General features: G+C 71.5%; 18 protein-coding genes. 4 read left to right on the plus strand and 14 right to left on the minus strand.

The window, feature by feature from the left end:
• Both ACFC0Z_RS01410 and ACFC0Z_RS01415 read right to left on the minus strand, forming a co-directional pair.
• Positions 1 to 1,002: a carbohydrate ABC transporter permease gene (locus tag ACFC0Z_RS01410; RefSeq protein WP_376431504.1), complete on the minus strand. Its 1,002-nt coding sequence runs from the start codon at positions 1,000 to 1,002 to the stop codon at positions 1 to 3.
• Positions 1,003 to 1,105: 103 nt separating this feature from the next.
• Positions 1,106 to 2,455, minus strand: coding sequence for an ABC transporter substrate-binding protein (locus ACFC0Z_RS01415; RefSeq protein WP_376431506.1), 1,350 nt, complete (start codon positions 2,453 to 2,455; stop codon positions 1,106 to 1,108).
• A gap of 299 nt (positions 2,456 to 2,754) precedes the next feature.
• Between ACFC0Z_RS01415 and ACFC0Z_RS01420 the strand changes: the two genes are divergently transcribed.
• On the plus strand, positions 2,755 to 3,777 hold the full coding sequence (locus ACFC0Z_RS01420; protein WP_376431508.1) for a LacI family DNA-binding transcriptional regulator: 1,023 nt from the start codon (positions 2,755 to 2,757) through the stop codon (positions 3,775 to 3,777).
• A gap of 109 nt (positions 3,778 to 3,886) precedes the next feature.
• Here ACFC0Z_RS01420 and ACFC0Z_RS01425 read toward each other — a convergent pair whose 3' ends face one another.
• Together ACFC0Z_RS01425 and ACFC0Z_RS01430 are read right to left on the minus strand one after the other, a co-directional pair.
• On the minus strand, positions 3,887 to 5,662 hold the full coding sequence (locus ACFC0Z_RS01425) for a glycoside hydrolase family 6 protein (protein ID WP_376431510.1): 1,776 nt from the start codon (positions 5,660 to 5,662) through the stop codon (positions 3,887 to 3,889).
• A gap of 38 nt (positions 5,663 to 5,700) precedes the next feature.
• The gene (locus tag ACFC0Z_RS01430) at positions 5,701 to 7,272 is read right to left on the minus strand and encodes a cellulase family glycosylhydrolase (RefSeq protein ID WP_376431512.1); all 1,572 of its coding nucleotides are present in this window, start codon (positions 7,270 to 7,272) and stop codon (positions 5,701 to 5,703) included.
• A 280-nt stretch (positions 7,273 to 7,552) separates the two neighbouring features.
• Here ACFC0Z_RS01430 and ACFC0Z_RS01435 point away from each other — a divergent pair, with 280 nt between their 5' ends.
• The 3 genes from ACFC0Z_RS01435 to ACFC0Z_RS01445 all read left to right on the plus strand — a co-directional run bounded on the left by ACFC0Z_RS01435 (position 7,553) and on the right by ACFC0Z_RS01445 (position 11,986).
• A complete protein-coding gene (locus ACFC0Z_RS01435) occupies positions 7,553 to 10,480 on the plus strand; it encodes a glycoside hydrolase family 48 protein (RefSeq protein ID WP_376431513.1) in 2,928 nt (975 codons plus the stop codon).
• Positions 10,481 to 10,718: 238 nt separating this feature from the next.
• Complete coding sequence (locus tag ACFC0Z_RS01440; RefSeq protein WP_376433414.1) at positions 10,719 to 11,267, plus strand: SigE family RNA polymerase sigma factor; 549 nt, start codon at positions 10,719 to 10,721, stop codon at positions 11,265 to 11,267.
• Positions 11,267 to 11,986 (plus strand): hypothetical protein, encoded by a 720-nt coding sequence (locus tag ACFC0Z_RS01445; RefSeq protein WP_376431514.1) that lies wholly within the window; start codon positions 11,267 to 11,269, stop codon positions 11,984 to 11,986. The genes ACFC0Z_RS01440 and ACFC0Z_RS01445 overlap by 1 nt, the downstream gene beginning before the upstream one ends.
• A 19-nt stretch (positions 11,987 to 12,005) precedes the next feature.
• Here ACFC0Z_RS01445 and ACFC0Z_RS01450 read toward each other — a convergent pair whose 3' ends face one another.
• The 10 genes from ACFC0Z_RS01450 to ACFC0Z_RS01495 form a co-directional block, all read right to left on the minus strand.
• A complete protein-coding gene (locus ACFC0Z_RS01450) occupies positions 12,006 to 13,121 on the minus strand; it encodes a pectinesterase family protein (RefSeq protein ID WP_376431515.1) in 1,116 nt (371 codons plus the stop codon).
• A gap of 123 nt (positions 13,122 to 13,244) precedes the next feature.
• On the minus strand, positions 13,245 to 14,537 hold the full coding sequence (locus tag ACFC0Z_RS01455) for a polysaccharide lyase family 1 protein (RefSeq protein ID WP_376431517.1): 1,293 nt from the start codon (positions 14,535 to 14,537) through the stop codon (positions 13,245 to 13,247).
• Positions 14,538 to 14,539: 2 nt separating this feature from the next.
• Positions 14,540 to 15,340 carry a rhamnogalacturonan acetylesterase gene (locus tag ACFC0Z_RS01460; RefSeq protein WP_376431519.1) on the minus strand — a complete coding sequence of 267 codons (801 nt, stop codon included), beginning with the start codon at positions 15,338 to 15,340 and terminating at the stop codon, positions 14,540 to 14,542.
• Positions 15,337 to 16,677, minus strand: a complete 1,341-nt coding sequence (locus ACFC0Z_RS01465; RefSeq protein ID WP_376431521.1) for an ABC transporter substrate-binding protein — start codon at positions 16,675 to 16,677, stop codon at positions 15,337 to 15,339. The genes ACFC0Z_RS01460 and ACFC0Z_RS01465 overlap by 4 nt, the downstream gene beginning before the upstream one ends.
• Before the next feature lie 117 nt (positions 16,678 to 16,794).
• Positions 16,795 to 17,682: a PmoA family protein gene (locus tag ACFC0Z_RS01470; protein WP_376431523.1), complete on the minus strand. Its 888-nt coding sequence runs from the start codon at positions 17,680 to 17,682 to the stop codon at positions 16,795 to 16,797.
• The gene (locus ACFC0Z_RS01475; RefSeq protein ID WP_376431525.1) at positions 17,679 to 18,842 is read right to left on the minus strand and encodes a Gfo/Idh/MocA family protein; all 1,164 of its coding nucleotides are present in this window, start codon (positions 18,840 to 18,842) and stop codon (positions 17,679 to 17,681) included. Before ACFC0Z_RS01475 ends, ACFC0Z_RS01470 begins: the two co-directional genes overlap by 4 nt.
• 41 nt (positions 18,843 to 18,883) lie before the next feature.
• Positions 18,884 to 19,729: a carbohydrate ABC transporter permease gene (locus ACFC0Z_RS01480; RefSeq protein WP_376431527.1), complete on the minus strand. Its 846-nt coding sequence runs from the start codon at positions 19,727 to 19,729 to the stop codon at positions 18,884 to 18,886.
• On the minus strand, positions 19,726 to 20,694 hold the full coding sequence (locus tag ACFC0Z_RS01485) for a carbohydrate ABC transporter permease (RefSeq protein WP_376431529.1): 969 nt from the start codon (positions 20,692 to 20,694) through the stop codon (positions 19,726 to 19,728). The genes ACFC0Z_RS01480 and ACFC0Z_RS01485 overlap by 4 nt, the downstream gene beginning before the upstream one ends.
• Before the next feature lie 112 nt (positions 20,695 to 20,806).
• Positions 20,807 to 22,555, minus strand: coding sequence for an L-arabinonate dehydratase (araD, locus tag ACFC0Z_RS01490; protein WP_376433416.1), 1,749 nt, complete (start codon positions 22,553 to 22,555; stop codon positions 20,807 to 20,809).
• Positions 22,552 to 23,460, minus strand: a complete 909-nt coding sequence (locus tag ACFC0Z_RS01495; protein WP_376431531.1) for a dihydrodipicolinate synthase family protein — start codon at positions 23,458 to 23,460, stop codon at positions 22,552 to 22,554. The genes araD and ACFC0Z_RS01495 overlap by 4 nt, the downstream gene beginning before the upstream one ends.
• Positions 23,461 to 23,473 lie beyond the last annotated feature (13 nt).

Consider the following 23,473-nt stretch of genomic DNA (forward strand, 5'->3'; position numbering starts at 1 on the left):
TCAGCCTCCCAGCTTGGTGCGGTTGTGACGGGAGACGAGGGCCTGGACACCGCCGACGACCAGCAGAAGGAGCAGCATGATCCAGGCGATGGCCGAGGCCTGGCCGAGCGAGTTGTTCACCCATCCCTTCTCGTACATCAGCAGGCTCAGCGTCTGGAACTGGTTGCCGCTGCCGCCGCTGATCCCGACGCTGCCGCCGAAGAGCATCGGCTCGCCGAAGAGCTGGGTCGCGCCGATCGTGGAGACGACGACGGTGAAGAGGATCGTCGGCCGGATCGACGGGATCGTGACGCTGACGAACTGGCGCCAGCGTGAGGCGCCGTCGAGCGAGGCCGCCTCGTACAGGTCCTGGGGGACGGCCTGCATCGCGGCCAGGTAGATCAGCGCGTTGTACCCGGTCCAGCGCCAGGTGACGATCGCCGAGATGGCGATCTGCGCCGGCCACTTGGACGACTCCCAGTTCACCGGGTCGACACCGATCCAGCCGAGGATGCTGTTGATCATCCCGTAGTCGGTGTTGAACAGCTGGGCGAAGACCAGCGTCGCCGCCGCGATCGACGTGGCGTACGGGGCGAGGACGGCGATGCGGAAGAAGCCGCGGCCCCGGAGCTTGTAGTTGAGAAGGTGTGCCAGGCCGAGGGCCATGAGCAGCTGGGGGACGGTCGAGATGACCCCGATGGTGAAGGTGTTGGCGAGCGCGTTCCAGAAGAACTCGCTGGTGGCGAGGTCGGTGTAGTTCTCCAGCCCCTTCCACTGCGGCTCGCCGCCGAGCTGCACCCGGTGGAGCGAGAGCCAGCCCGTGTAGATCAGCGGGAAGAGGCCGAAGGCGGCGAAGGTGAGGAAGAAGGGAGCGACGAAGACGTACGGGATCGCCTTGATGTCCCAGCGGTAGAGGGTGCTGCGCCAGCCGCCCGAGGGGCGGCGCGGGCTCCGGGGGCCGGAGGAGGGCGGTGCGGCGGGCGGCGCGGAGCCGTCGGACCTCGCCCGAACGGAGGTGGCCACGGGGGCGTCCTTCCAGGTCGATGCGTGCGGTGCTGCTGCGGACGGTGCCGGTCCGCCGCCGCCCCAGGGGCGTGGCGGCGGCGGACCGGCGCTCGGCCTTCCGCTACTGGCCGACCTTGTCGTCGATCAACTTCTTGACGTTCTCCCAGGCCTTCGCCGGGTCGGTGCCGCGCTGCTCGATGTCGAGGATGCCGTTGTCGGTGAGGATCGTCTTCACCTGGCCGTCGTACGGGCTGATCGCGGCGGGCGTGATGCCGGCGGCGGCGGAGGAGAAGATCTTGCCGACCGGGGTGTCGCCGAAGTACGGCAGCTTGGCCTCCTGGACCGCCGGGGAGATCAGCGTGTCCTTGGAGGACGGGATGTTGCCGTTCACCGCGAAGACCTTGGCGTGCTGCTCCGGGGCGGTCAGCCAGGCGGCGAGCTCGGCCGCCTCCTTGGTGTGCTTCCCGGCCTTCGGCACGGCGAGGAAGGCGCCGCCCCAGTTGCCGGCGACCGGCGGCGCGGCGATGTCCCACTTGCCCTGGTTGTCGGGGCCGGCCTGGTCCTTGATGATGCCGGTCATCCAGCTCGGGCAGGCGACGGTGGCGAACTTCGAGTTCTTGAAGGCGGCGTTCCAGGTGCCCTTCTCGTCGAACTGGCGGAGCTTGGCGCTGAGGCCTTCCTTGCTCGCCGCGACGGCGGTCTCCCAGGCCTTCTTGACGCCCGGGCTGTTCTCCCAGTCGAGCTTGCCGCTCTCGTTCGCGTACTGGACGGGGTCGCTGGAGATGACGGCGTTGAAGAGGCCGCTCGCCGAGTCGTGGAAGGAAGTGCCGGCCGGCGCGTTCTTCTTGTACGTACGGCCGACCTCGACGAACTTGGACCAGTCGCCGGCCCAGAGCTTGGCGACCTCGTCGCGCTCGGTCGGGAGCTTGGCCTTGGCGAAGAGGTCCTTGTTGTAGCAGACGGCCATCGGGCCGATGTCGGTGCCGAGGCCGATGACGCTGCCGCTCGCCGTGGTGGCCTGCTTGACCTTCCAGTCGAGGAACGCGCCCAGGTTCGCGCCGCCCTCCTTGCTCAGGTCGACCCACTTGTCGGCCATCGTCTCGCCGGTGGCCTCGGCGATGTAGCCGACCTCGACGGCCTGGATGTCGGCCAGGCCGTTGTTCTGGCCGAGGCGGAGCTTGAGCGTGTCCCAGTACTTCTGGCCGTCGGAGACGTTCGTCTCCTCGATCTTGATGTTCGGGTGGGACTTCTCGTACTCGGCGTAGAGCTTGGCGCCGGTCTTGTTGTCGTACCCGAAGGAGCCGAAGGTGCCGACCCGCAGGGTGATCTTGCCGCCCCCGGAGCCGCCGTTCCCGGCGGCGTCGTCGTCACCGTCGCTGCCGCAACCGGTGAGCAGCACCGAACCGGTCACGACGGCCGCGACCGCCGCGATGGCCGTGCGGCGTCCGCGTCTGCTGCTGGAAGTGCGCATTCCACTCTCCTCGTCCCAAAGGTGGTGCTCGTTGTGCGCTGTGCGGCCCCTGTATGGGAGCGCTCCCACGTCGTTGCCGGAAGGTTGCTGCCTGGCGGGTGCGAGTGTCAAGACGTGAACACGGATTCGTTACCGGAAGGTTTTCCGGGCGTTTCGGCGCGCTCCACGGCCACATGGCCGTCATCTGCCGTCATCTCCTGAACGCGGGATCGTGGCGCGGGGTGTCCGCGTGGATTAGGGTGAGCGCGACATGGGAGCGCTCCCATAGCTTCCGTGTCCAGGAGGGGAGTTCGGCGGTGGTGAACGGACGGCAGAGCGGCAGACCGACTCTGGAGCAGGTCGCGGCCAGGGCCGGGGTCGGCCGGGGAACGGTCTCCCGCGTGATCAACGGCTCGCCCCGGGTGAGCGAGCAGACCAGAACGGCCGTCGCCAGAGCCGTGGCCGAACTCGGCTACGTACCGAACCAGGCCGCCCGCGCACTCGCCGGCAGCCGTACCGACGCCGTCGCGCTGGTCATCCCCGAGGCCGAGGCCCGCCTCTTCGCGGAGCCGTACTTCCTCGACCTCATCCGGGGCGTCAGCGCCGAACTCGCCGAAGCCGACAAACAGCTGCTCCTCACCCTGGTCCGCAGCGCGCAGGAACGGCAGCGCTTCGAGCAGTACCTCGCCGCCCAGCGCGTCGACGGCGTCCTCCTCGCCTCCGTCCACGGCGACGACCCGCTCCCCGAGCGCATCCGCGAACTCGGCATCCCGGTCGTCATGAACGGCCGCCGTTCGGAGGCCGAACCCGTGCCGTACGTCGACTCCGACAACATCGGCGCGGGGCGCGCGGCCGTCGCCCACCTGGTCGGTCGCGGGCGGAGCCGTATCGCCACCGTCACCGGGCCGCTCGACATGTACGTGGCGCGGGCCCGCCTCGGCGGCTACCGTGCCGGACTCGCGGAGGCCGGCCACGCCCCGGACGAGGACCTGGTCGCCGCGGGCGACTTCACCGAGGAGGGCGGGCGCAGGGCCATGCGCGAGCTGCTCGGCCGCGCCCCCGGCCTGGACGCCGTCTTCGTCGCCTCGGACGTCATGGCGGCGGGCGCGCGGGGCGCGCTGCGGGAGGCGGGCCGCCGGGTGCCCGAGGACGTGGCGCTGGTCGGCGTCGACGACTCGGCGGTGGCCCGGCTCATGGACCCGCCGCTGACGAGCGTGCGGCAGCCGATCGAGGAGATGGGGCGGACGATGGCCCGGATGCTGATGGGGGAGATCGCCCAGCCGCCGGAGGAGACGCGCAGCCAGGTCCTGCCGACGGAGCTGGTCGTGCGGGAGTCCTGCTGAGCCCTCCGCTCCCTCGTGGGGTGGCGTGGGGCGTTGTGTCGTGCGCAGACTCCTGCGGCCGGCCGGGACCCGGGGGGTCCGGCCGGCCGCAGGCCTCGTCAGAGGGGTGTTACAGCGCCGGGTAGGCGTTCTTCAGGAGCTCCTGGAACTGCGCCGAGAACCACTGGCCCGACAGCGGGGCGTCCGGCAGCGAGCCCGACATGCTGTTCCCGTTACGGGCGTTGCCCGTGTAGGTCGGGTCGCACATCCGGTCGAAGCCCTTGCCCTCGGTGTTCGGGATCTCCTTGGAGGCGCCGTCGGACTCGCCCGGGGGCTTCATCCAGACGTACGCGTCGATGCCCGCGGCGGGCGCCGCCTGGGGCCGCTCGCCGAGACCCGCGCCGGCCTGGTTGCACCAGTTGCCGAGGTGGATGCGACGGTCGTAGCGGCCGCCGTTGACGTACGTGTCCACGCTGGTCAGCGCGCCCGGGCCGGTGGGCCGGGCGGTGCCGCCCCAGCCGTTGCGGGAGGTGTCGATCAGCATGCCGAGGTTGCTGTCGAAGCCGATCGAGACCAGCTTGGCGCGCATGGCCTGGGCGTACGAGAGCTCGTCGGTGTACCGGTTCCAGTCGACCCACTTCGACTGGCGCACGGAGGTGCCGTTGACGCTGTCGTTGATCGTGAAGTTGTTCTCCTTCAGGGCGCTGTAGTTGGCCGTGTTGACGATGAAGCCGTGCACCTTGGAGACCGTGGAGCCCTCGGCCGTGGCGGCCTGCTTGAACAGCTCGGCGGACGGGCCGAAGTTGTCGTCCCAGCCCAGCCAGCCGTGGTGGCCGGCGTCGATGTAGTTGTAGACGTTGCCGATCGAGCCCAGCTTGTTGAGCGCGTAGCCGACGCCGGTGATGTAGTTGCCGTTCGCCTTCATGACGTCACAGTTGGCGGTGGCCGTCGGACGTCCGGAGACGTTGGTGACGAGGTTCGGCAGCGAGTCGATCTCGACCGTGGTGACGATCCGCAGGCCCGCGTACTTCTGGTCGGCGAGGATCGCGGCGATCGGGTCGATGTACTCGGTCTTGTAGCGGCCGATCTCCGTCGGGCCCAGCTCGCCGTTGGAGGCGAGCGCCGCGCAGTCGCGGCCGGGCAGGTTGTAGATGACGAGCTGGACGACGAGCTCGCCGGTGCCCTTCTGCTCCAGGGCCTTGTCGAGGTGGGCGCGCAGGCCCATCGAGGTGGCGGAGCCGTTGATGGCGGCGATGCGGTCGAGCCAGACGCCGGTGGGCTGGTTCGAGACCTTCGTGCCGCCGGGCTCGGCCGCGGCCTTCGCGGACCACTCCGGGTTCACGTAGACCTTGGCGCCGGCGTAGGGGTTGTCGACCTTGCTGCCGGCGGGCGGGGTGGTGGGCGGCGTGGTCGGCGGCGTCGTGGGCGGGGTGGTGGGGGGAGTCGTGGGCGGAGTGGTCGGGGGTGTGGTCGGGGTGGCGCCGTTGCAGACGACCCCGTTGAGGGTGAAGCTCGTGGGGATCGCGTTGGTGCCGCTGTACGAGCCGTTGAAGCCGAAGGACGTCGAACCGCCCGTGGTGAGCGTGCCGTTGTACGAGAGGTTCTTCGCGGTGACGGCGGCGCCGGACTGGGTGATGGTGGCGTTCCAGCCCTGCGTGACCTGCTGGTTGCCCGCGTAGGACCACTCGACGGTCCAGGAGGCCACCGGGTCGCCGGTGTTGGTGATGATGACGTTGGCGCCGAAGCCGGTGTTCCACTGGTTGGTGATCTGGTAGTCGACCTTGCAGCCGGGGGTGGCCGCGCCGGCGGCGGCGGTACCGAAGACGGTCGCCGTGGCGCCGGTGACCGTGACGAGGCCGAGGGCCGCCAGGAGGGCGGTGCGGCTGGTGGTTCTGGTGCGGCTCATGCGGGTGGGTGTTCCTCTCCGGGGAATGGGGGAGTTCTTCACGGGGTGAGGGCGCGCAGGTGGTCGCGCAGCCCGATGCCGAACGCGGTCGGCGTGCCGTCGTACGAACTGATCAGCGCGGGACCCGAGTTGCAGTTCCAGGTGTTCCAGGTCCAGCCCAGGTACGACAGGCCGCGGTCGTCGAACCACTTCATGACGCGGTCGATGAACGCGTGTCCGCAGGTGTTCTCGCCGATCTCGCCCGCCAGCAGGGGCACCTGGGCGGAGACGGGGGCGAGGGTGTCGTTCCAGCACGTCTCGGTGGAGCAGGTGTTGAAGTTGTAGACGTGCCAGGCGGCGGCCAGATTCGCCGCCGGGTCGGTGGGGCGGTACGTGAGCCACTGGCTGAGGTCGTTGGAGTACGCGATGCCCGGGACGAGAACCAGGTTCTTCGCCCCCGTGGCGCGGACCGCGTCCACCAGGTCCTGCATGCCGGCGACCTCGTAACCGATGCCGGGGCAGGTCCCGCCGTCGCGCCAGCAGGTCCATGCCTGGGTCGCGGTGGAGGTGGCCCGGTCCGGGTAGGGCTCGTTGAAGAGGTCGAAGACGACCCGCTTGTCGTTCTTGAAGGTGTTCGCCACCGAGGTCCAGAACGCCGGGGTGTACTGGGCGTCGGGCATCGGCTTCTGGCAGGTGGCGTGCACGTCGGAGCAGCCCGAGGAGTTGCCCGTGTACTGGCCGTGGGTCCAGTGCAGTTCGACGACCGGGGTCATCCCGTGGGCGAGGACCTTGGTCACCAGGTCCTTGACCGCGTTGATGTACGCCGTGCCCCGGTACTCGGGCTTGACGTTGTCCAGGCCGAGCCAGCACTCCTCGTTGAGGGGAATGCGGACGGTGTTGGCCTTCCAGTCGGCGATGGCCTTGACCGAGGCGTCGTCGACGGGACCGTCGAAGAAGCCGTAGCCCTGGACGCACATGAACTCGCCGCCGGAGCGGTTGACGCCGAGGAGGCGGCGGACCGCGCCGTTCTGGTCGGTGAACTTGTTGCCGGAGACGGTGAGTTCGGGTGCTCCCGTGACCGGGGTCGGGGGTGACGAGGTGGGGGGAGTAGTGGTGGGCGGCGGGGTCGTGGGAGGAGTGGTCGTGGGTGGCGCCGTGGTCGGGGGCGTGGTCGTCGGCGGCGCCGTGGTCGGCGGGGTCGTCGGCGGCGCGCCCGTGTCGCACGGCGTGCCGTTCAGGGTGAACGCGGTCGGGGCCGTGTTGGCTCCGGTCCAGGAGGCGATGAAGCCGGCCGTCACCTTCGCGCCCGTGGCGAGCGACGCGTTCCAGCTCTCGTTGGCGACCGTGACGGCGGACCCGGTCTGGGACCACTTGCCGCCCCAGCCCTGGCTGACGACCTGGCCGGCCGGGAAGGTGAAGCCGAGGCTCCAACTGTTCAGCGCCGTGCTGTTGTTGGTGACGGTGACGGCGCCCTGGAAGCCCCCGGTCCATTGGTTGGAAACCGAGTACTCCACCGAGCAGACGGGTGCGGCCGCGGCTCCTGAGGCCGTACCCACGACGGCGAGAGCGGTGCTCGCCATCGTGAGCGCCGCTCCGGAGAGCAGCGCGGTGAGACGTGGGGGATGTCGCATGAGCGAGTCCTGACAGCGAGGGCACACCACGGACGGTGTGCCGACTGGACGGAATCGCTCCCACTGGTCGGGGCAGACCGTAGCGTCAACTCACGCCAAGCAAAAGAGGGGTTGGGTAAATTTCCCGCTCATCTGCCTTCGACTCTTCACATCTCTTGACGCGGTTGCGCCCCAACTGCACAGTGGGAGCGCTCCCACTGGTTCAGGGCTTGTCTCCACGGACAGCCCGCCCCCCGCTCTTCGCACCCCCGACCTCCGAGCCGCGAGGAGAACCACCCGCATGTCACGAGCACCTTCCCGCCCCCGGCCGAGACGACGGGCGCGGCGCCCGATCACCGCGCTGGCCGCCGCCTTCGCCCTTCCCCTCGGCTTCACCGCCTTCGGCGCGGCGCCCACCGCGCAGGCCGCCGCCGTCCAGTGCAGCGTCGACTACAAGGCCAACGACTGGGGTTCGGGCTTCACCGCCGAACTCACGCTCACCAACCGGGCCGCCGAGACCCTCAACGGCTGGACGCTGACCTACTCCTACGCCGGTGACCAGAAGCTCAGCAACGGCTGGAGCGGCGTCTGGTCCCAGTCGGGCAAGAACGTCACCGTCACCAACGCGGCCTGGAACGGCACCCTCGCCTCCGGCGCCGCCGCCAGTTTCGGCGCCCAGTTCTCGTACAGCGGGACGAACGCCGCCCCGACCGGCTTCGCGGTCAACGGCACCTCCTGCACCGGCGCCCACCAGCCCCCGGTGGCGGTCCTGACCAGCCCCACCGCCGGAGCCGTGTACACCGAGGGAACCGCCGTCCCGCTCGCCGCCACGGCGGCCGCGGCCGACAGCGCCACCGTGAGCAAGGTGGAGTTCTACAGCGACACCACCCTCCTCGGTACGGACACGACGGCGCCCTTCACCCACAGCGCCACCGCCCTCGCGGCCGGCGCCCACTCCCTCTACGCCAAGGCGTACGACAGCCTCGGCGCCTCCGCCGAGTCGGCCCCCGTCGGCATCACCGTCGCCGCCGGGCCCGCGCTCGTCGCCTCCCCGAGCCAGCTCGGCGTCCAGCAGGGCTCCACCGGCACCTTCGACCTGAAGCTCTCCACCGCGCCCACCGCCAACGTCACGGTGACCGTCGCCCGTACCTCGGGCAACACCAACCTCACCGCGACCCCGGCCACCCTGACCTTCACCCCGGCGAACTGGAGCACCGCGCAGAAGGTGACCGTCGCCGCGGCGGCCACCGGCACCGGGTCGGCCGTCTTCACCGCGACCGCCCCCGGCCACGCGAAGGCCGAGGTCACCGCCACGCAGCTGGCCGCGAACTCCACGTACGACGCCCGCTTCCTCGACCTCCACGGGAAGATCACCAACCCGGCCAACGGCTACTTCTCGCCCGAGGGCATCCCGTACCACTCCGTCGAGACCCTGATCGTCGAGGCCCCCGACCACGGGCACGAGACGACCTCGGAGGCGTACAGCTACCTCGTCTGGCTCCAGGCGATGTACGGCAAGATCACCGGCGACTGGACCAAGTTCAACGGCGCCTGGGACACCATGGAGAAATTCATGATCCCCACCCACGCCGACACCCCCACCACCGGCAGCTACAACGCCTCGAAGCCGGCGACCTACGCCCCCGAGTGGGACCTGCCCTCGCAGTACCCGGCGCGCCTCGACGGCGGCGTCACCTCGGGCGCCGACCCGATCGCCGGCGAGCTGAAGAGCGCCTACGGCACCGACGACATCTACGGCATGCACTGGATCCAGGACGTCGACAACGTCTACGGCTTCGGCAACGAGCCCGGCAAGTGCTCCGCCGGACCGACGGCGACCGGCCCCTCCTACATCAACACCTTCCAGCGCGGCCCGCAGGAGTCCGTCTGGGAGACCGTCACCCACCCCACCTGCGACAAGTTCGCCTACGGCGGCAAGAACGGCTACCTCGACCTCTTCACCGGCGACTCCTCCTACGCCAAGCAGTGGAAGTTCACCAACGCCCCCGACGCCGATGCCCGCGCCGTCCAGGCCGCCTACTGGGCCGACCTCTGGGCCAAGGAGCAGGGCAAGGGGAGCCAGGTCGCCACGACCATCGGCAAGGCCGCGAAGATGGGCGACTACCTGCGGTACGCGATGTTCGACAAGTACTTCAAGAAGATCGGCAACTGCGTCGGCCCGACCGCCTGCCCGGCCGGCACCGGCAAGGACAGCGCCACCTACCTGATCTCCTGGTACTACGCCTGGGGCGGCGCCACGGACACCTCCGCCGGCTGGTCCTGGCGCATCGGCTCCAGCCACAACCACAGCGGCTACCAGAACCCGCTGGCCGCGTACGCGCTCAGCTCCTACGCGCCGCTCAAGCCGAAGTCGGCGACGGGCCAGGCCGACTGGGCGAACAGCCTCGGCAGGCAGCTGGAGTTCTACCGCTGGCTCCAGTCCGACGAGGGTGCCATCGCGGGCGGCGCCACCAACAGCTGGCAGGGCCGCTACGCCACCCCGCCGGCCGGGACGCCCACCTTCTACGGCATGTTCTACGACGAGAAGCCCGTCTACCACGACCCGGCGTCGAACCAGTGGTTCGGCTTCCAGACCTGGTCGATGGAGCGCGTCGCCGAGTACTACCAGCAGACCGGTGACGCCAAGGCCAAGACGGTCCTCGACAAGTGGGTCACCTGGGCCCTGTCCAAGACCACGATCAACCCGGACGGCACCTACCGCGTCCCGTCCACCCTCCAGTGGTCCGGCGCGCCCGACACTTGGAACGCGACGAGCCCCGGCGCCAACGCCGGCCTGCACGTGAGCGTCGTCGACTACACCAACGACGTCGGCGTCGCCGGCTCCTACGCCAAGACCCTCACCTACTACGCGGCCAAGTCCGGCCACGCCGAGGCCAAGCGCGTCGCCAAGGCACTGCTCGACGGCATGTGGACGCACCACCAGGACGCGCTGGGCATCGCGGTCCCGGAGACCCGCTCCGACTACAGCCGCTTCGACGACTCGGTCTACGTCCCGAGCGGCTGGACCGGCGTCATGCCGAACGGCGACGCCGTGAACTCCTCCTCGACCTTCTCCTCCATCCGGTCCTTCTACAAGAACGACCCGGCCTGGCCGAAGATCGAGGCCTACCTGGCGGGCGGCGCCGCCCCCGTCTTCACCTACCACCGGTTCTGGGCCCAGGCGGACATCGCCCTGGCCATGGGCGCGTACGCGGAGCTGCTCGAATAACTGCCCGCCCCGCAAGGAGACGGCACCGCGTACGACGAGGCCGGGCGGACCCCGCAAGGGTCCGCCCGGCCCTGGTGCCGTTCACGGCCCACCTGGACAGCTCGTCGAACGGCCGCTTAATGTCGGGCCCGGACCGGAACCGTCGGGCGGACGCCCGCGCAGGTCACCATCAGCCCCGGGCGGACGCCCGGAGCCCCGGGAACGGCCGAGGAGCGCGTACGTGGTCACGAGGGCCGTCATGGTCTCGGCGGGCTCTGACGGCGAGGACGGCGAGAACGGCGCGACGGAGTTCCGGGCCTTCTTCGAACGCCACTACGCGGAACTCGCCCGCCTCGCGCACCTCCTGACCGGCGAGACCGACGCCGCCGACGACCTCGCGGCCGACGCCATGCTCGCGCTCTGGCACCGCTGGGACCGCGTCCGCGCAGCCGACCACCCCGCCGCCTACGCCCGGGGCGTCGTCGCCAACCTCGTCCGCACCCGCATCCGGGGCAGCGTCCGCGAACGGCGCCGTATCGCCGCCTTCTGGGACCGCCGCCCCGACCACGTCGAGGACCCGGACGTCCCGGCCGTGCTCGACGTCAGGTCCGCGCTGCGCGCCCTGCCCTTCCGCAAGCGCGCCTGCGTCGTCCTCCGGCACGCCTTCGACCTCTCGGAGCGGGACACCGCGCTCGCCCTCGGGATCTCGGTCGGTACGGTCAAGAGCCAGACCGCCAAGGGAATGGCCGAGCTCCAGCGCCTCCTGGGCGACCGGGCCGCCACCGAACTCGTCTCGGGGAGGCGCTGATGGACGAGGCACGGCTCCGCCGCGAGCTCCGGGAGGCCGGGCAGGCCCATCTGCCCGACCACGCCCGCATGCTCGCCCGCGTGGAGCGCGGTCTCGCCGCGCCGTCGCCGTCCCGCGCCACGCGCGCGCGTGCCCCGCGCCCCGGGGGCCTCGCCCGCCGCTGGCCGGCCGCCGTCGCCGTCGCGGCGGCCGTGGCCGGGGTCGTGGGGCTCGGCGGCCTCGCCGTGACGACGCTCGACGGGAGCCGCCCGGCCGCCCCGGTGGCGGCGGCACCCGCGCCGACGACCCCCGGCCCGACGGCCCCCGGGGCGCACCAGCCGTCGGCCCCCGGCCCGTCGGCCCAGGCCGTCGGCACCGTCGACCCCGGCAGCAACCGCTGGTGGGCCCAGTCCGACCTGGCCCTGACGACCACGTCCGAGGTCTCCGGCCTCACCGTCGAGATCCGCGTGGCCCGCACCCCGGGCGTCGTCAGCACCGGCCACTGGCACACCCGCCCAGCCGAGGACCTCACGGTCACGGTCGTCGAGGAGCCCGGGACCCTGGTCTACCGCTGGGTGCTCAAGCCGGGCCGTACGGTTCCGCCCGGCCCGCACACGTTCGCGGCCCAGTTCAACCACGCCGAGGGGGTACGGGACGGCGCGGCCGACGCGTACACCGTCACGCTCACGGGCCCCGACGGCGGACGGTCCACGCTCACGGGCGGCTTCGGGAGTCCGTAAGACGCCACGGAAGGTCCCGTTACACCGCGCGCGGCGGGGTCCAGTCGCCGAGGTAGGCCGACCTGGTGACGGTCGCGGCCTCGGCCTCCCCGAGCTGCGGGCGGTTCTCCGGAACGGAGATCTCGGCGCCCCGCCCCGCGTTGCGGTACTCGGCGAAACGCTGCGCCTGCCACGGATGGACGTCCCGCATGTTCGCGTACGGGGCGACCGCGTCGATCCCCGCGGACAGCACGCTGTCGCGGACCACGAGCGACGGCCGCGCGGTGGGGTCCGAGCCCGGGACCCAGGGCCGGGCCAGCTTGTAGAAGCCGTCGGGCGCCTCGCTCGTGACGCGGGAGCGGGAGACCAGGAAGCCGTACGGGTTGGCCACGGCCGTCGACGGGGCGAAGACGAAACCGTACGGAGCGCCCGCGAGGTCCGTGCGGACGAGCGTCCGGAAGTGGACGTGCTCGAAGACCGCGCGGGCCCGGCCGAAGACGAAGTCGACGTCCCCCTCGGCGTAGCAGTGCGCGTAGTACTGCCGGGCCACGTGCCCGAGGGACATCGAGTCCGCGTACAGGGTGTCCTGGTGGCCGAGGAACCGGCAGTGGAGGAACGCCGAGCGGTCGCCCTGCGCCTTCAGCGCCACGGCCTGGGTGCCGGGGTTGCCGGGCAGGTCGGCGCGGAGGAAGTCGTTGGCGAAGGTCACCGCGTGGGCGGTGAAGCCGTCCGCCTGCACGGTGGTCGTCGCCGAGCCGGACGTGCCGTGGGTGCCGCCCTCGGGGCGGGGCGTGCCGGTCGCGTTGTCGTACACGACCACGACGTCCTTCGGGTCGCCGGTGGCGCCGATCCAGGTCATCTCCGCGCGGGCGGCGGTGACGAGGACCGTCTCGCGGTACGTGCCCGTGGCGAGGACCAGGGTCCAGCCGGTGCCGCTCGCGGCTCCGACGGCCGCCTGGACGGTGGTGTGGTCGCCGAGGCCGCCGGGATGGACGTACAGGGTGCGCTCGGTGAGACGCGCGGCGGGGGAACCGTACGCGCCGAAGGGGCCTCGCGGCAGGGCGCTCGCCTCCTGCGGCAGCGCGAGGCCGAGGGCTGTGCCGAGACCGGCGGCGAGGATCGATCGGCGGGATACGGAGGGGTGGTGCGAGGGCATGCGGGTGCTCCTTCGCTTGGCTGGAGAGCTGGAGAGCTGGAGAGCTGGAGAGCCGGAGAGGGCAGGGGAAAGGAGGCCGGGGCGGGCGCGTGGACAACCCCGGCCTCCTTTCGTCCAGGGGTGTCAGCGCAGGCGGCCGGCGCCCGCGCGGTGGCCGACCAGCGCCGGGACGGCCCGGGGGTGGTCGACGCGGGTGCGCAGGGCGGGCGTCCAGCCCGCGTCGCCGCGCAGGAGTTCGGCGGGGTACTGCGCGTTGTGGACGGCGAGCAGGTCGACCGGGTCGCCGTTGACGTAGTTGCCGGAGGTCGTGACCGGCGCGTCCTTCCACTTCTTGAGGATCTTCCCGGCGGGGACGTCCGCGTCGAGCGTGAAGGCGTTCTTCTCGGCGACGAGCCGGGATTCGAGACCGATGCCGAGGCTGTAGACGTACGGGGCCGGGCCGCCGGCCACCACGAAGTGGTTGTTGTACGCGTCGACCTGACCGAAGCGCACCCGGGGCGCCCGCTCCACGACCTTGTCGAAGAGGTTGTGGTGCAGGGTGACGCGGAGCCTGCCCCGGTCGGTGGCGCCCGCGCTGTCGCTGTTGCCGATCATGAGGGTCTTGTCGTGGTCGGTGAAGACGTTCCACGAGACCGTCACGAGGTCGGCGCCGCGCACGATGTCGAGCTCGCCGTCGTGCTGCTGGTAGACCTCGCCGTAGTACGAGGGCAGTGAACTGTCCGGGTGGGCACCGTCGGTGAAGGTGTTGTGGTCGATCCAGACGTGCGTGGAGCCGTACACGACGAGGCTGTCGTACTCGGAGTTCCAGGCGCCCGTCGGGCCGTCCTCCGGGTCCCACTGCGGGAAGCAGTCGAGCGGGCTCTCCAGGGTCAGGTTGCGGATGACGACGTCGTCCACGCCCTGGACCTGGAGGCTTCCGCCGGTGATCCCGGCGTTCCGGCCGACGCCCACGATCGTGGTGCGGGCGGGCACCTTCGCCTTGATGGCGAGGGCCTGCGCGGTGGCGGAGGCCGCCCGCGCGTCCTCCAGGGGGCCGCTGACGGGGTTCTCGTACCCCCAGACGGCGGGGTCGTACGCGGCGAGGTACCGGTCGAAGTCGTAGCCGGGGGCCTCGAAGGCGGCGCAGCCGGCGGCGGTCGCGTCGAGCGTGCCGACGACCTTCACGATCCGGGGCTCGGTGCCGGGCACGGCGAGCGCGGCCCGGAACTCCTCCCAGGTGGTGACGGTGAAGACCCGGGAGGCGTCGGCGGCGGCACCGCCGGTGGTGCCGGGGCCTTCGGAGGCCCAGCCGTCACCGGCGGGGAGCGTGGCGCGGGCGGGGTCGGCGGCACGGGCGGAGGCCCCCGCGGCGGGCGCGGTGACCGTCAGGACGAGGGCGGCCGCGGCCACCACTCCGAGCTTCTTGCGTCGGTTCACGGTCAGGTCTCCTCGGAAACGGGCCAGGTGATCCAGTCGGTGGGGATGCCGTCGTCCAGGCGGCGCGTCTCGCGCGGCGCCAGGACCCCGGTACGGAGCAGCTCGGCGGCCACGAGCCGGGCCACCTCGATCGCCCCGGGCGGATTGAAGTGAGTGTTGTCCTGCTCGGTCGCCGTCCAGTTGAAGTACGTCTTCGTGGCCTCGGGCCCGAGCCGCTGCCACAGCGCGAGGGACAGCGCCTCGATGTCGAGCAGCGGCACGTCCGCCTCCAGGGCGGTCGCGCGCATGGCGGCCGGGTAGTCGCCGTGGGTGCGCAGGGCCGTGCCGTCGGCGGCGAACCTCCGCCGCTCCACCGGGGTGGCGAGCACGGGCAGCGCGCCCCGGGACCGCGCGGCCTCGACGAAGACCCGGAGGTTGTCCCGGTAGGCGGTCCACGGAGCGGCGTACCGGGTGGGGTCGGCGACCTTCGAGTCGTTGTGGCCGAACTGGACGAGGAGGACGTCGCCGGGCCGGAGCTCCGGCAGGAGCGCGTCGAGCCGTCCCTCGTCGAGGAAGCTCTTGGTGCTGCGGCCGTTGACGGCGTGGTTGGCGACCGTCAGCTCCCGGTGCAGGAAGAAGGGGAGCGCCATGCCCCAGCCGGTCTCGGGCGCGGCGTCGGCGTACTTCTGCGCGGCGGTCGAGTCCCCGGCGACGAAGAGGGTACGGGTCCCCGGCCGTCCGGCGGCCCGGGCGGCCGGTGCCCCGGCCAGGGCGAGCGCGAGGCCCGCCCCGGCCGTGACCACCGTGCGGCGGCCGACGCTCACTTCTGCTGCGCCTTCCACTCGGCCTGGGCCGCGTTCAGCTCCTCGGCGAGACCGTCGAGGAACTCCTTCGCCGTGGTCTTGCCGAGCAGGACCTTCTGGAACGCGGCCTCGTTGTCGGCCTTGGAGATGGTGTTCCAGTCGGGCAGGTAGTACGGCAGCTGCACGATCGTGGCCTTGCCGCCGAAGAGGACGTCGGCGGCGAGCTTGGTCGGCTCGGACTCCTGGAGCCACGCGTCCCGCGCGGCCTCGGTGTTGGCGGGGATCGCCCCGGCCGACTCGTTCCACTTGCTGTTGGCCTCGTGCGAGGCCGCGAACTCGATGAACTTCCAGGCGGCGGCCTTGTTCTTGGAGGAGGAGAAGAGGCCGAGGCCGTCGACGGGGTGGGAGACCTGCACGCGGGTGCCGTCGTCGAGCGTCGGGTTCGGGATGCCCCGGAACTTCTCCGTGCCGAGCGCCTTCACGTGGTCCTGGTACGAGCCCAGGTTGTGGTTCAGCATGCCGATCTCGCCGCTGTCCCACTGCGCGACCATCTTGGTGAAGTCGTTGTTGACGTCGGCCGCCGGGGTGTTCTTCTTGAACAGGCCCGCGTACTTCTCCAGGGCCGTCACGTTCTTCGGGTCGTTGACCGTGGTCCTGTCGCCGTTCCAGAAGCTCGTGATGCCGCTCTGGCCGTACATCGCGTCGAGGGCCTGGGCGATGGATCCGGCGCCGCCGCGGATCGTGTAGCCGAAACGGTTCTTGTCCTTCTGTGTCAGCTTGCCGGCCGCCGCGTAGAACGCCGACCAGGTGGCGGGCTCGGGAAGCCCGGCGGCCTTGAAGAGGTCGGTGCGGTAGTAGAGCACGCCGTTGCTGGCGGAGGTGGGGACCGTGAACAGCTTGCCCCGGCCGCCGGCGGCCTTGACGCTGTCGACCATGCCGGCGTTCAGCTTGCCCTTGAGCGCGCCGCCCTCGACCCGCTCGTCCAGCGGCTCCAGGGCGTCCTGCGCGGCGATCCCGGCCAGCATGGCCGCGCCGACGCCGCCGACGTCCGGCAGACCGCCGCCCTGGATGGCGGTGTCGTACTTGGACTGGACCTCCTTGGAGGCCACGCCGACGTACTCGACGTCGATGTCCGGGTTGGCCTTCTCGAAGTCCGCGATGATCTCCTTCCAGACGTCGGTGCGGACACCGCCGTTGTTGTCCCAGAAGGTGATCCTGCCCTTGCCCGATCCCTCCGTGCCCTTCTCGCCGCCCGCGCCGCTGCCGTCGTCACCGCAGGCGGTGGCGGTCAGGGCGAGGACACCGGTGAGGGCGAGGGAGACGGCGGCTCTGCGCCGTCCGCCGGTGAAGATGGTCATCGTCGGCTCTCTTCTGTGAGGTACGTGGGGATGGGGTGCTGCGGAGTGGGGGAGTGAGGGCTGGGGCGGTGGGGCGGCAGGACGCTCACGGCGTCACGGCGTCACGACGTCACGACGTCACGACCGCAGGGCTTTGCGGACCAGGGCCGCCGCGCCCGCCCGGTCGAGCCGCCCGTCGGCGACGACGGTCACCACCCGTCGTACGAAGGTCTCTCCGGCGGCCACCGGAAGGCGTTCGTCGGAGGCGAGCGAGGACCCGACGCCCGGGTACTCGGCGGCGCGCACGAACCACGGGTCGCGCCGGGTCGCCCCGGTCGCCCCCGCGAAGACGAGCGTCCACCCGTCGCCCGCGAGCGCCACCCAGTTGGAGCGGGTCCCGTGCACCGCCTCCTCGCCGTCCGCGCCCGCGACGGCGCCGAACACCTCCGGTGCCGCCGCCTCCTTGGGCGCCCGCCAGAAGAAGCCGCCGTACGCGGCCCCCGGCCGGCCGTTCGTCGCCGGGCTGCCGATCGACAGGTCGCGGCCCGACACGTTGGCGAGGGAGAAGGTGAGGTCGAGCGCCCAGGCGGACTCCGTGAGGACGTGCGCCGACACGGTCCGGTGCTCGCGCAGCAGCCGTTCGCCGCCCGCCGTCCAGGTCAGCTCCTCGACGAAGCCGTCCGGATCGCACAGCGCGAACCCGTCGTGCCGCTGCACGCCGTGGTTGTCCAGCGCGACCGGCCCCCGGTCCCGGACGAAGGTGCGCCCGCCCCAGAAGTTGTGCCCGGCGACGTCGGGGACGGCGACCCCGGCCCCCAGGTGGTGCGGATGGTCCTCGGGCGCGGTCTCGGTCACGATCCGCCCGGCGAGGGTGGTCACCGGGTGCAGGTGGGGCCGGGGGGAGTGGCCGGGGGCCAGGTCGGGCCGGGTCGTGTAGCGGGCGACGGTGCGGCCCGCGCAGCGCAGCCGGAGCGGAGAGGAAAGCGGGGTCGGAGGGGTCGGCGGGGTCGGCGGCCCGGCGTTCATCGGGCCGCCGCCCGGCCCGACGGGGCCCAGACTGCGCCGAGTTCGGAGTACAGCCGCAGCCGGTCGGCGCTCGCGTCGACGAGGGCGTCGATGCCGTCGACGACGCGGCGCGGGGCGTTCTCGCCGGGTTCGGCGCGCCAGTACCCGGCGGGGATCGCCCGAGGCTCCGGAGCCGTACGGACCGCCTCGACGACCCGCATGAACGCGCCGGTCTCCGCCGGCGGCACCCACAGCGGCTCGCCGTCCGTCACATGGGCGACGAGGTTCTCCAGGAGGTCGGTCCGGCCGTACTCCGTCTCGACCGGGCCGTGCCCGGCGCGCTGCACGAGCACCCGGTCCTGCCGGTACCAGAAGGTGATCCGGCCGCGGCTGCCGTGGACGAGGACGTACGGTTCGCCGGACCGTTCGGCGCAGAGCGTGGCGGCCACCGTCACCGGCGTACCGCCCGAGGTGACCACCCGTACGCAGGAGGTGTCGTCGGACTCGATCGCGTGGGCCCGCAGCAGCTCGGTCTCGACGTGGTCGACGTCCTCGGCGCGGGTCGCGCCCGCGAGGGCGAGCGCGGTGGCGACGGCGTGCGCCAGGGGGTTGGTGAGCGCCCCGTCGACGACGTCCGCGCCGTCCAGCCTCCGGCGTCCGGCCCAGGGCGCGCGCCGGAAGTAGGCCTCGTCGCGGACCCAGGCACCGGCGGCGCCGACGCCGAGGAGTTCGCCGATGGCTCCGTCCTCGACCATCCGGCGGATCGCGGGCACGGCGTGCGAGCCGAGCGACTGGAAGCCGATCTGGCAGGCGACCCCGGCTGCCTCGACCCCGTCGGCCATCCGCCGGAACTCCGCGTACGACGGGGCCGGCGGCTTCTCCAGGAGGACGTGGGCCCCGTGCCGGGCGGCGGTGAGGGTCATGTCGGTGTGGGTCGGGATGGGGGTGGAGAGGACGGCGATCCGGGCGCCGGTGGAGGCGAGGAGGGCCGCGAGGTCGGAGGACTGCTCGGGGTCACCGATGCCGTCGAGCTCGTCGGCGTCGAGCGGGCGGAGCTCGCAGACGCCGGCGAGGCGGACGAGCCCGCGCTCTTCGAGGCGGCGGATGGTGAGGAGGTGGCTGCGGCCGTGGCCGCGGGCACCGGCGAGGACGACGGGCAGCGGGGTGGGTGTGGTGCTCATGGCTTCCCTGTTCGTGACGTCGCTGGTCGCGTGGGGGTGGTTCATCCCTTCACCGCCCCGGCGCTGAAGCCCGTGACCAGCCACTTCTGGATGAAGGCGAAGACGAGGACGACGGGCACGGCGGCGATGACCCCGCCCGCGGCGAGCGCGCCGAGGTCGACGCTGTCGGCGCCCATGAGGGTGTTGAGGCCGACCGGGATCGTCTGCTTGGTCTGGCTGCTGAGGAACATCAGGGCGAAGAGGAAGTGGTTCCAGGCGTGGACGAAGGCGAAGGAGCCGACGGCGACGAGCCCGGGCCGAAGGAGCGGCAGGACGACGATCCGGAAGGCATGGAACCGGTTGCATCCGTCGACCCAGGCGGCCTCCTCCAGGGAGTACGGCACGTTCCTGATGAAGCCGCTGATGAGGATCATGGAGAGGGGGAGCTGGAAGACGGTCTCGGCGATGATGACGGAGCCGAGCGAGTTGATCATCCGCAGCTCGGCGAAGATCTGGAAGAGCGGTACGAGGAGCAGGGCGCCCGGCACGAACTGCGAGCAGAGCAGGGCCAGCATGAAGCCCTTCTTGATCCGGAAGTCGAAGCGGGCCAGGGCGTATCCGCCGGCCAGGGCCACGACGGTGGTCATCACGAGGACCGCGACGCCGATGAGCAGGCTGTTCTGGAAGAAGACGCCGAAGCTGCGGTCCGTCCACACCTTCTCGAAGTGGGCGGCGGTCATCGGCCAGGGCAGCAGCGAGGTGGAGCCGGCCGGGCGGACCGCGAAGAGCAGGATCCAGTAGAAGGGGACGAGGGTGAAGACGAGGTAGATGCCGAGGGGCAGGTAGATCTGCCAGCGGGGGACCTCGTCCCAGGCGCGTCGGCGCTGGGGGAACGCGGGGGCTGTCACTTGCCGTCGCCTCCGAACTTGCTCAGGCGCAGGTAGACCATCGAGCAGAAGAGAAGGATCACGAACGCCACCGTGGTGAGCGCGGAGGCGTATCCGAAGTCGTGCGCGTCGACGCTGGTGTGCGCGATGTACAGCGGGAGCGTGGTCGTCTCGCCCGCCGGGCCGCCGCCGGTCAGCGTGTAGAGCAGGTCGACGTTGTTGAACTCCCACACCGCGCGCAGCAGCGTGGAGAGGACGATCGCGTCCCGGATGTGCGGGAGCGTGATGTGCAGGAACTGGCGGATCCTGCCCGCCCCGTCGACCTCGGCCGCCTCGTACAGGTCCTTCGGCACGGACTGGAGGTCGGCGAGGATGAGGATGGCGAAGAACGGCACTCCGCGCCAGAGGTCGGCGACGATCGCCGCAGAGAAGACGGTGGAGGTGTCGGAGAGCAGCGATGTTCCGTACTCGCCGAAGCCCAGGTCCGCCAGGTAACGGGTGATGCCCGTCTGGGAGTTGTAGAGCAGCACCCAGATCGCCGAGGTCAGGACGCCCGAGACCGCCCACGGCGAGAAGACGAGGGCCCGGCCGAGCGCGCGGCCCACGAAGGTCTGGTTCACGATGAGCGCGAGGCCGAGACCGAAGAGCAGCTGGAGGGTCACCTCCACCGCGACCCACTGGAAGCTGAAGGAGAGCGTCCCCCAGAAGTGCGGGTCCTCGGTGAAGATCTCGGTGAAGTTCTCCAGGCCGGCGAAGCCGTTCCGCCAGGGCTTGGTGGGGTTGTAGTGCTGGAGGCTGTAGTAGAAGACGCTGAGCACCGGGTAGGCGATGAAGCCCAGCATCAGCAGTCCGGCCGGGGCGATCAGGAGATACGGCAGTCGGCGGGGGGTGGCTCCCGTGCGGCGGCGGCTCCGTGCCGTGGCGGCCCGGGGCGGTGCGGCCTCGGGCGGCGCGGCCGGGGGCGGTGAGGTCACAGCTGAGGCCATGACGGCGGCTCCGTTCTCGGTGAAGCGCTAGGCGAACGACGTTCGAGATGTCGGACAGGGTGAGCGAGGGAAGGTGAAGGGGGCGGAGGCGAGGTGAGACGAGGGGGCGGACTCAGCCCGCGTACGGATCGGGGGTCGTCCCCGGGCGCGCGAGGAAGGCGAAGTCGCAGCCCGTGTCGGCCTGGGAGATCTGCTCCATGTAGAGCGCGCCGTAGCCGCGCCCGTACCGCTCCGGCGGGGGTGTCCAGGCAGCCCTGCGGCGGTCCAACTCCTCGTCCGTGACGTGCAGATGGAGGGAGCGGTCTCTGACGTCGAGGGTGATCGTGTCGCCCGTCCTGACGAGGGCGAGGGGGCCGCCGACGTGGGACTCGGGGGCCACGTGCAGCACGCACGCCCCGTAACTCGTCCCGCTCATCCGGGCGTCGGAGATGCGGACCATGTCCTTCACCCCCTGTTCCAGGAGGTACGAGGGGATCGGCAGCATTCCGTACTCCGGCATGCCGGGACCGCCCTTCGGCCCCGCGCCGCGCAGCACGAGCACGTGGTCGGCGGTGATCCCGAGCGCCGGGTCGTCGATCGTGCGCTGCATGGTCCGGTAGTCGTCGAAGACGATCGCCGGCCCCGTGTGGGTGAGGAGCTTCGGATCGGCGGCGATGTGCTTGATGACCGCGCCGTCCGGGCAGAGGTTCCCGCGCAGCACCGCGACCCCGCCCTCGGCGGACAGGGGCCTCGAACGTTCCCTGATCACCTCGTCGTTGTGGACCAGGGCCCCCGCCAGCTGCTCGCGCATCGTCGCGTGCGAGACCGTCGGCCGGTCCAGGTGCAGCACGTCGGTCAGACGCGAGAGGAAGCCCGGCATCCCGCCCGCGAAGTGGAAGTCCTCCATGAGGAAGCGCCCGCCCGGCCGCAGGTTCGCCAGCACCGGGACGGTCCGCGCGATCCGGTCGAAGTCGTCGAGCGTCAGCTTCACCCCGGAACGGCCGGCCATCGCGATCAGATGGATCACCGCGTTCGTCGAACCGCCCAGCGCGAGCACGGCGGCGACCGCGTCCTCGTACGCCTCCCTGGTCAGCAGCCGCGACAGCCGCAGATCCTCCCGTACGAGCTCCACGACGCGCAGCCCCGAGGCGGCGGCCATCCGGTCGTGGCCCGAGTCCACCGCCGGTACGGAGGAGGCGCCCGGCACGGTCACGCCGAGGGTCTCGGCGGCGGCGGTCAGCGTGGACGCCGTACCCATCGTCATGCAGTGGCCCGGGGAGCGGGCGAGGCCGCTCTCCAGCTCGGCCATCTCGCAGTCCCCGATCCGCCCGGCCCGCTTCTCGTCCCAGTACTTCCACATGTCCGTACCGGACCCGAGGGTCTCGCCCCGCCAGTGACCGGGCAGCATGGGGCCGGCCGGCACGAAGACCGTCGGCAGGTCGACGGAGGCCGCGCCCATGAGCAGCGCGGGCGTCGTCTTGTCGCAGCCGCCCATCAGGACGGCCCCGTCCACCGGGTACGAGCGGAGCAACTCCTCCGTCTCCAGGGCGAGGAGGTTGCGGTAGAGCATCGGCGTCGGCTTCTGGAAGGTCTCCGACAGCGTGGAGACCGGGAATTCGAGCGGAAAGCCGCCGGCCTGCCACACCCCGCGCTTCACGGCCTGCGCGCGGTCGCGCAGGTGGACGTGGCAGGGGTTGATGTCGGACCAGGTGTTGAGGATCGCGATGACCGGCTTGCCGAGGTGTTCCTCGGGCAGGTAGCCGAGCTGGCGGGTGCGGGCACGGTGGCTGAACGAGCGGAGGCCGTCGGTGCCGTACCACTGGTGACTGCGGAGCTCCTCGGGCCGCTTCCCCTTCTTCCGCTCCTGGCCGCTCTCTTTCACACCGGCCACCCGGCGGCTATCGCGGCGACCTCGGCCCGCTCGGACTCGGGGAGTTCGCGGCTCGGCGGCCGGACGGCGCGACGGCACAGGCCCAATGAGGCGAGGGCCTCCTTGACCACCGTCACGTTGTCGGCGCTGCCGTTGGCCGCGCGCAGCTCCTCGAAGCGGCGGATGCGCTCCCACACCTTCATCGCGGTCGGGTAGTCCCCGGCCCGCAGCGCGCGCAGCATCTCCTGGGAGAGCGCGGGGGCGACGTTGACGAGACCGGAGGTGAAGCCGGTCGCGCCGCCCGCGAAGTACGAGGGGGCGTACGGCTCCGCGAGGCCCGCGACCCACACGAAGCGGTCGAGGCCCGCGTCCCGGGCGAACGCGGCGAACCGGGCCGCGTCCGGGACGGCGTACTTCACGCCGACCACGTTCGGGCAGGCGGCGCCGAGTTCGGCGAGCCGGGCCCCGCTCAGGAGCGGGTTGCGGAGGTAGGGGACGACGCCGAGCTCCGGCACGGCCTCGGCGATCGCCCGGTGGTAGTCGACCCAGCCGCTCTCGGAGACGTACGGGTGGACGGGCTGGTGCACCATCACCATGTGGGCTCCCGTGGCGCGGGCGTGCCGGGCGGCCTCGACGGCGGTCGGCACGTCGTGGCCGACGCCGACCAGGATCGTGGCACGGTCCCCCGCCTCCTCGACGGTCGCCTCGGTGAGCGAACGGCGCTCCTCGGGGGTCAGGGCGTAGAACTCGCCGGTGTTGCCGTTCGGGGTGAGCGTGCGCACCCCGCCGTCCAACAGGCGGCGCAGCAGCGCGCGATGGGCCGCGGTGTCGACGGATCCGTCCTCGGCGAAAGGGGTGACGGGGATGGCGACGATGTCGGCGAGGGCGAGCCTCAGGGCCTCGGCATCCCTGACCATGAGGGGATCCGCT

Origin of the sequence: Streptomyces sp. NPDC056144, from assembly GCF_042264145.1 — a bacterium.
GTDB lineage: Bacteria > Actinomycetota > Actinomycetes > Streptomycetales > Streptomycetaceae > Streptomyces.

Excerpts from the sequence above, each read along its gene's own strand:
- ACFC0Z_RS01415 (WP_376431506.1), bottom strand. The coding sequence starts at position 2,455 with ATGCGCACTTCCAGCAGCAGACGCGGACGCCGCACGGCCATCGCGGCG.
- ACFC0Z_RS01425 (WP_376431510.1), bottom strand. The coding sequence starts at position 5,662 with ATGAGCCGCACCAGAACCACCAGCCGCACCGCCCTCCTGGCGGCCCTC.
- ACFC0Z_RS01430 (WP_376431512.1), bottom strand. The coding sequence starts at position 7,272 with ATGCGACATCCCCCACGTCTCACCGCGCTGCTCTCCGGAGCGGCGCTC.
- ACFC0Z_RS01435 (WP_376431513.1), top strand. The coding sequence starts at position 7,553 with ATGTCACGAGCACCTTCCCGCCCCCGGCCGAGACGACGGGCGCGGCGC.
- ACFC0Z_RS01440 (WP_376433414.1), top strand. The coding sequence starts at position 10,719 with ATGGTCTCGGCGGGCTCTGACGGCGAGGACGGCGAGAACGGCGCGACG.
- ACFC0Z_RS01445 (WP_376431514.1), top strand. The coding sequence starts at position 11,267 with ATGGACGAGGCACGGCTCCGCCGCGAGCTCCGGGAGGCCGGGCAGGCC.
- ACFC0Z_RS01450 (WP_376431515.1), bottom strand. The coding sequence starts at position 13,121 with ATGCCCTCGCACCACCCCTCCGTATCCCGCCGATCGATCCTCGCCGCC.
- ACFC0Z_RS01465 (WP_376431521.1), bottom strand. The coding sequence starts at position 16,677 with ATGACCATCTTCACCGGCGGACGGCGCAGAGCCGCCGTCTCCCTCGCC.
- ACFC0Z_RS01470 (WP_376431523.1), bottom strand. The coding sequence starts at position 17,682 with ATGAACGCCGGGCCGCCGACCCCGCCGACCCCTCCGACCCCGCTTTCC.
- ACFC0Z_RS01475 (WP_376431525.1), bottom strand. The coding sequence starts at position 18,842 with ATGAGCACCACACCCACCCCGCTGCCCGTCGTCCTCGCCGGTGCCCGC.
- ACFC0Z_RS01485 (WP_376431529.1), bottom strand. The coding sequence starts at position 20,694 with ATGGCCTCAGCTGTGACCTCACCGCCCCCGGCCGCGCCGCCCGAGGCC.
- ACFC0Z_RS01495 (WP_376431531.1), bottom strand. The coding sequence starts at position 23,460 with ATGGTCAGGGATGCCGAGGCCCTGAGGCTCGCCCTCGCCGACATCGTC.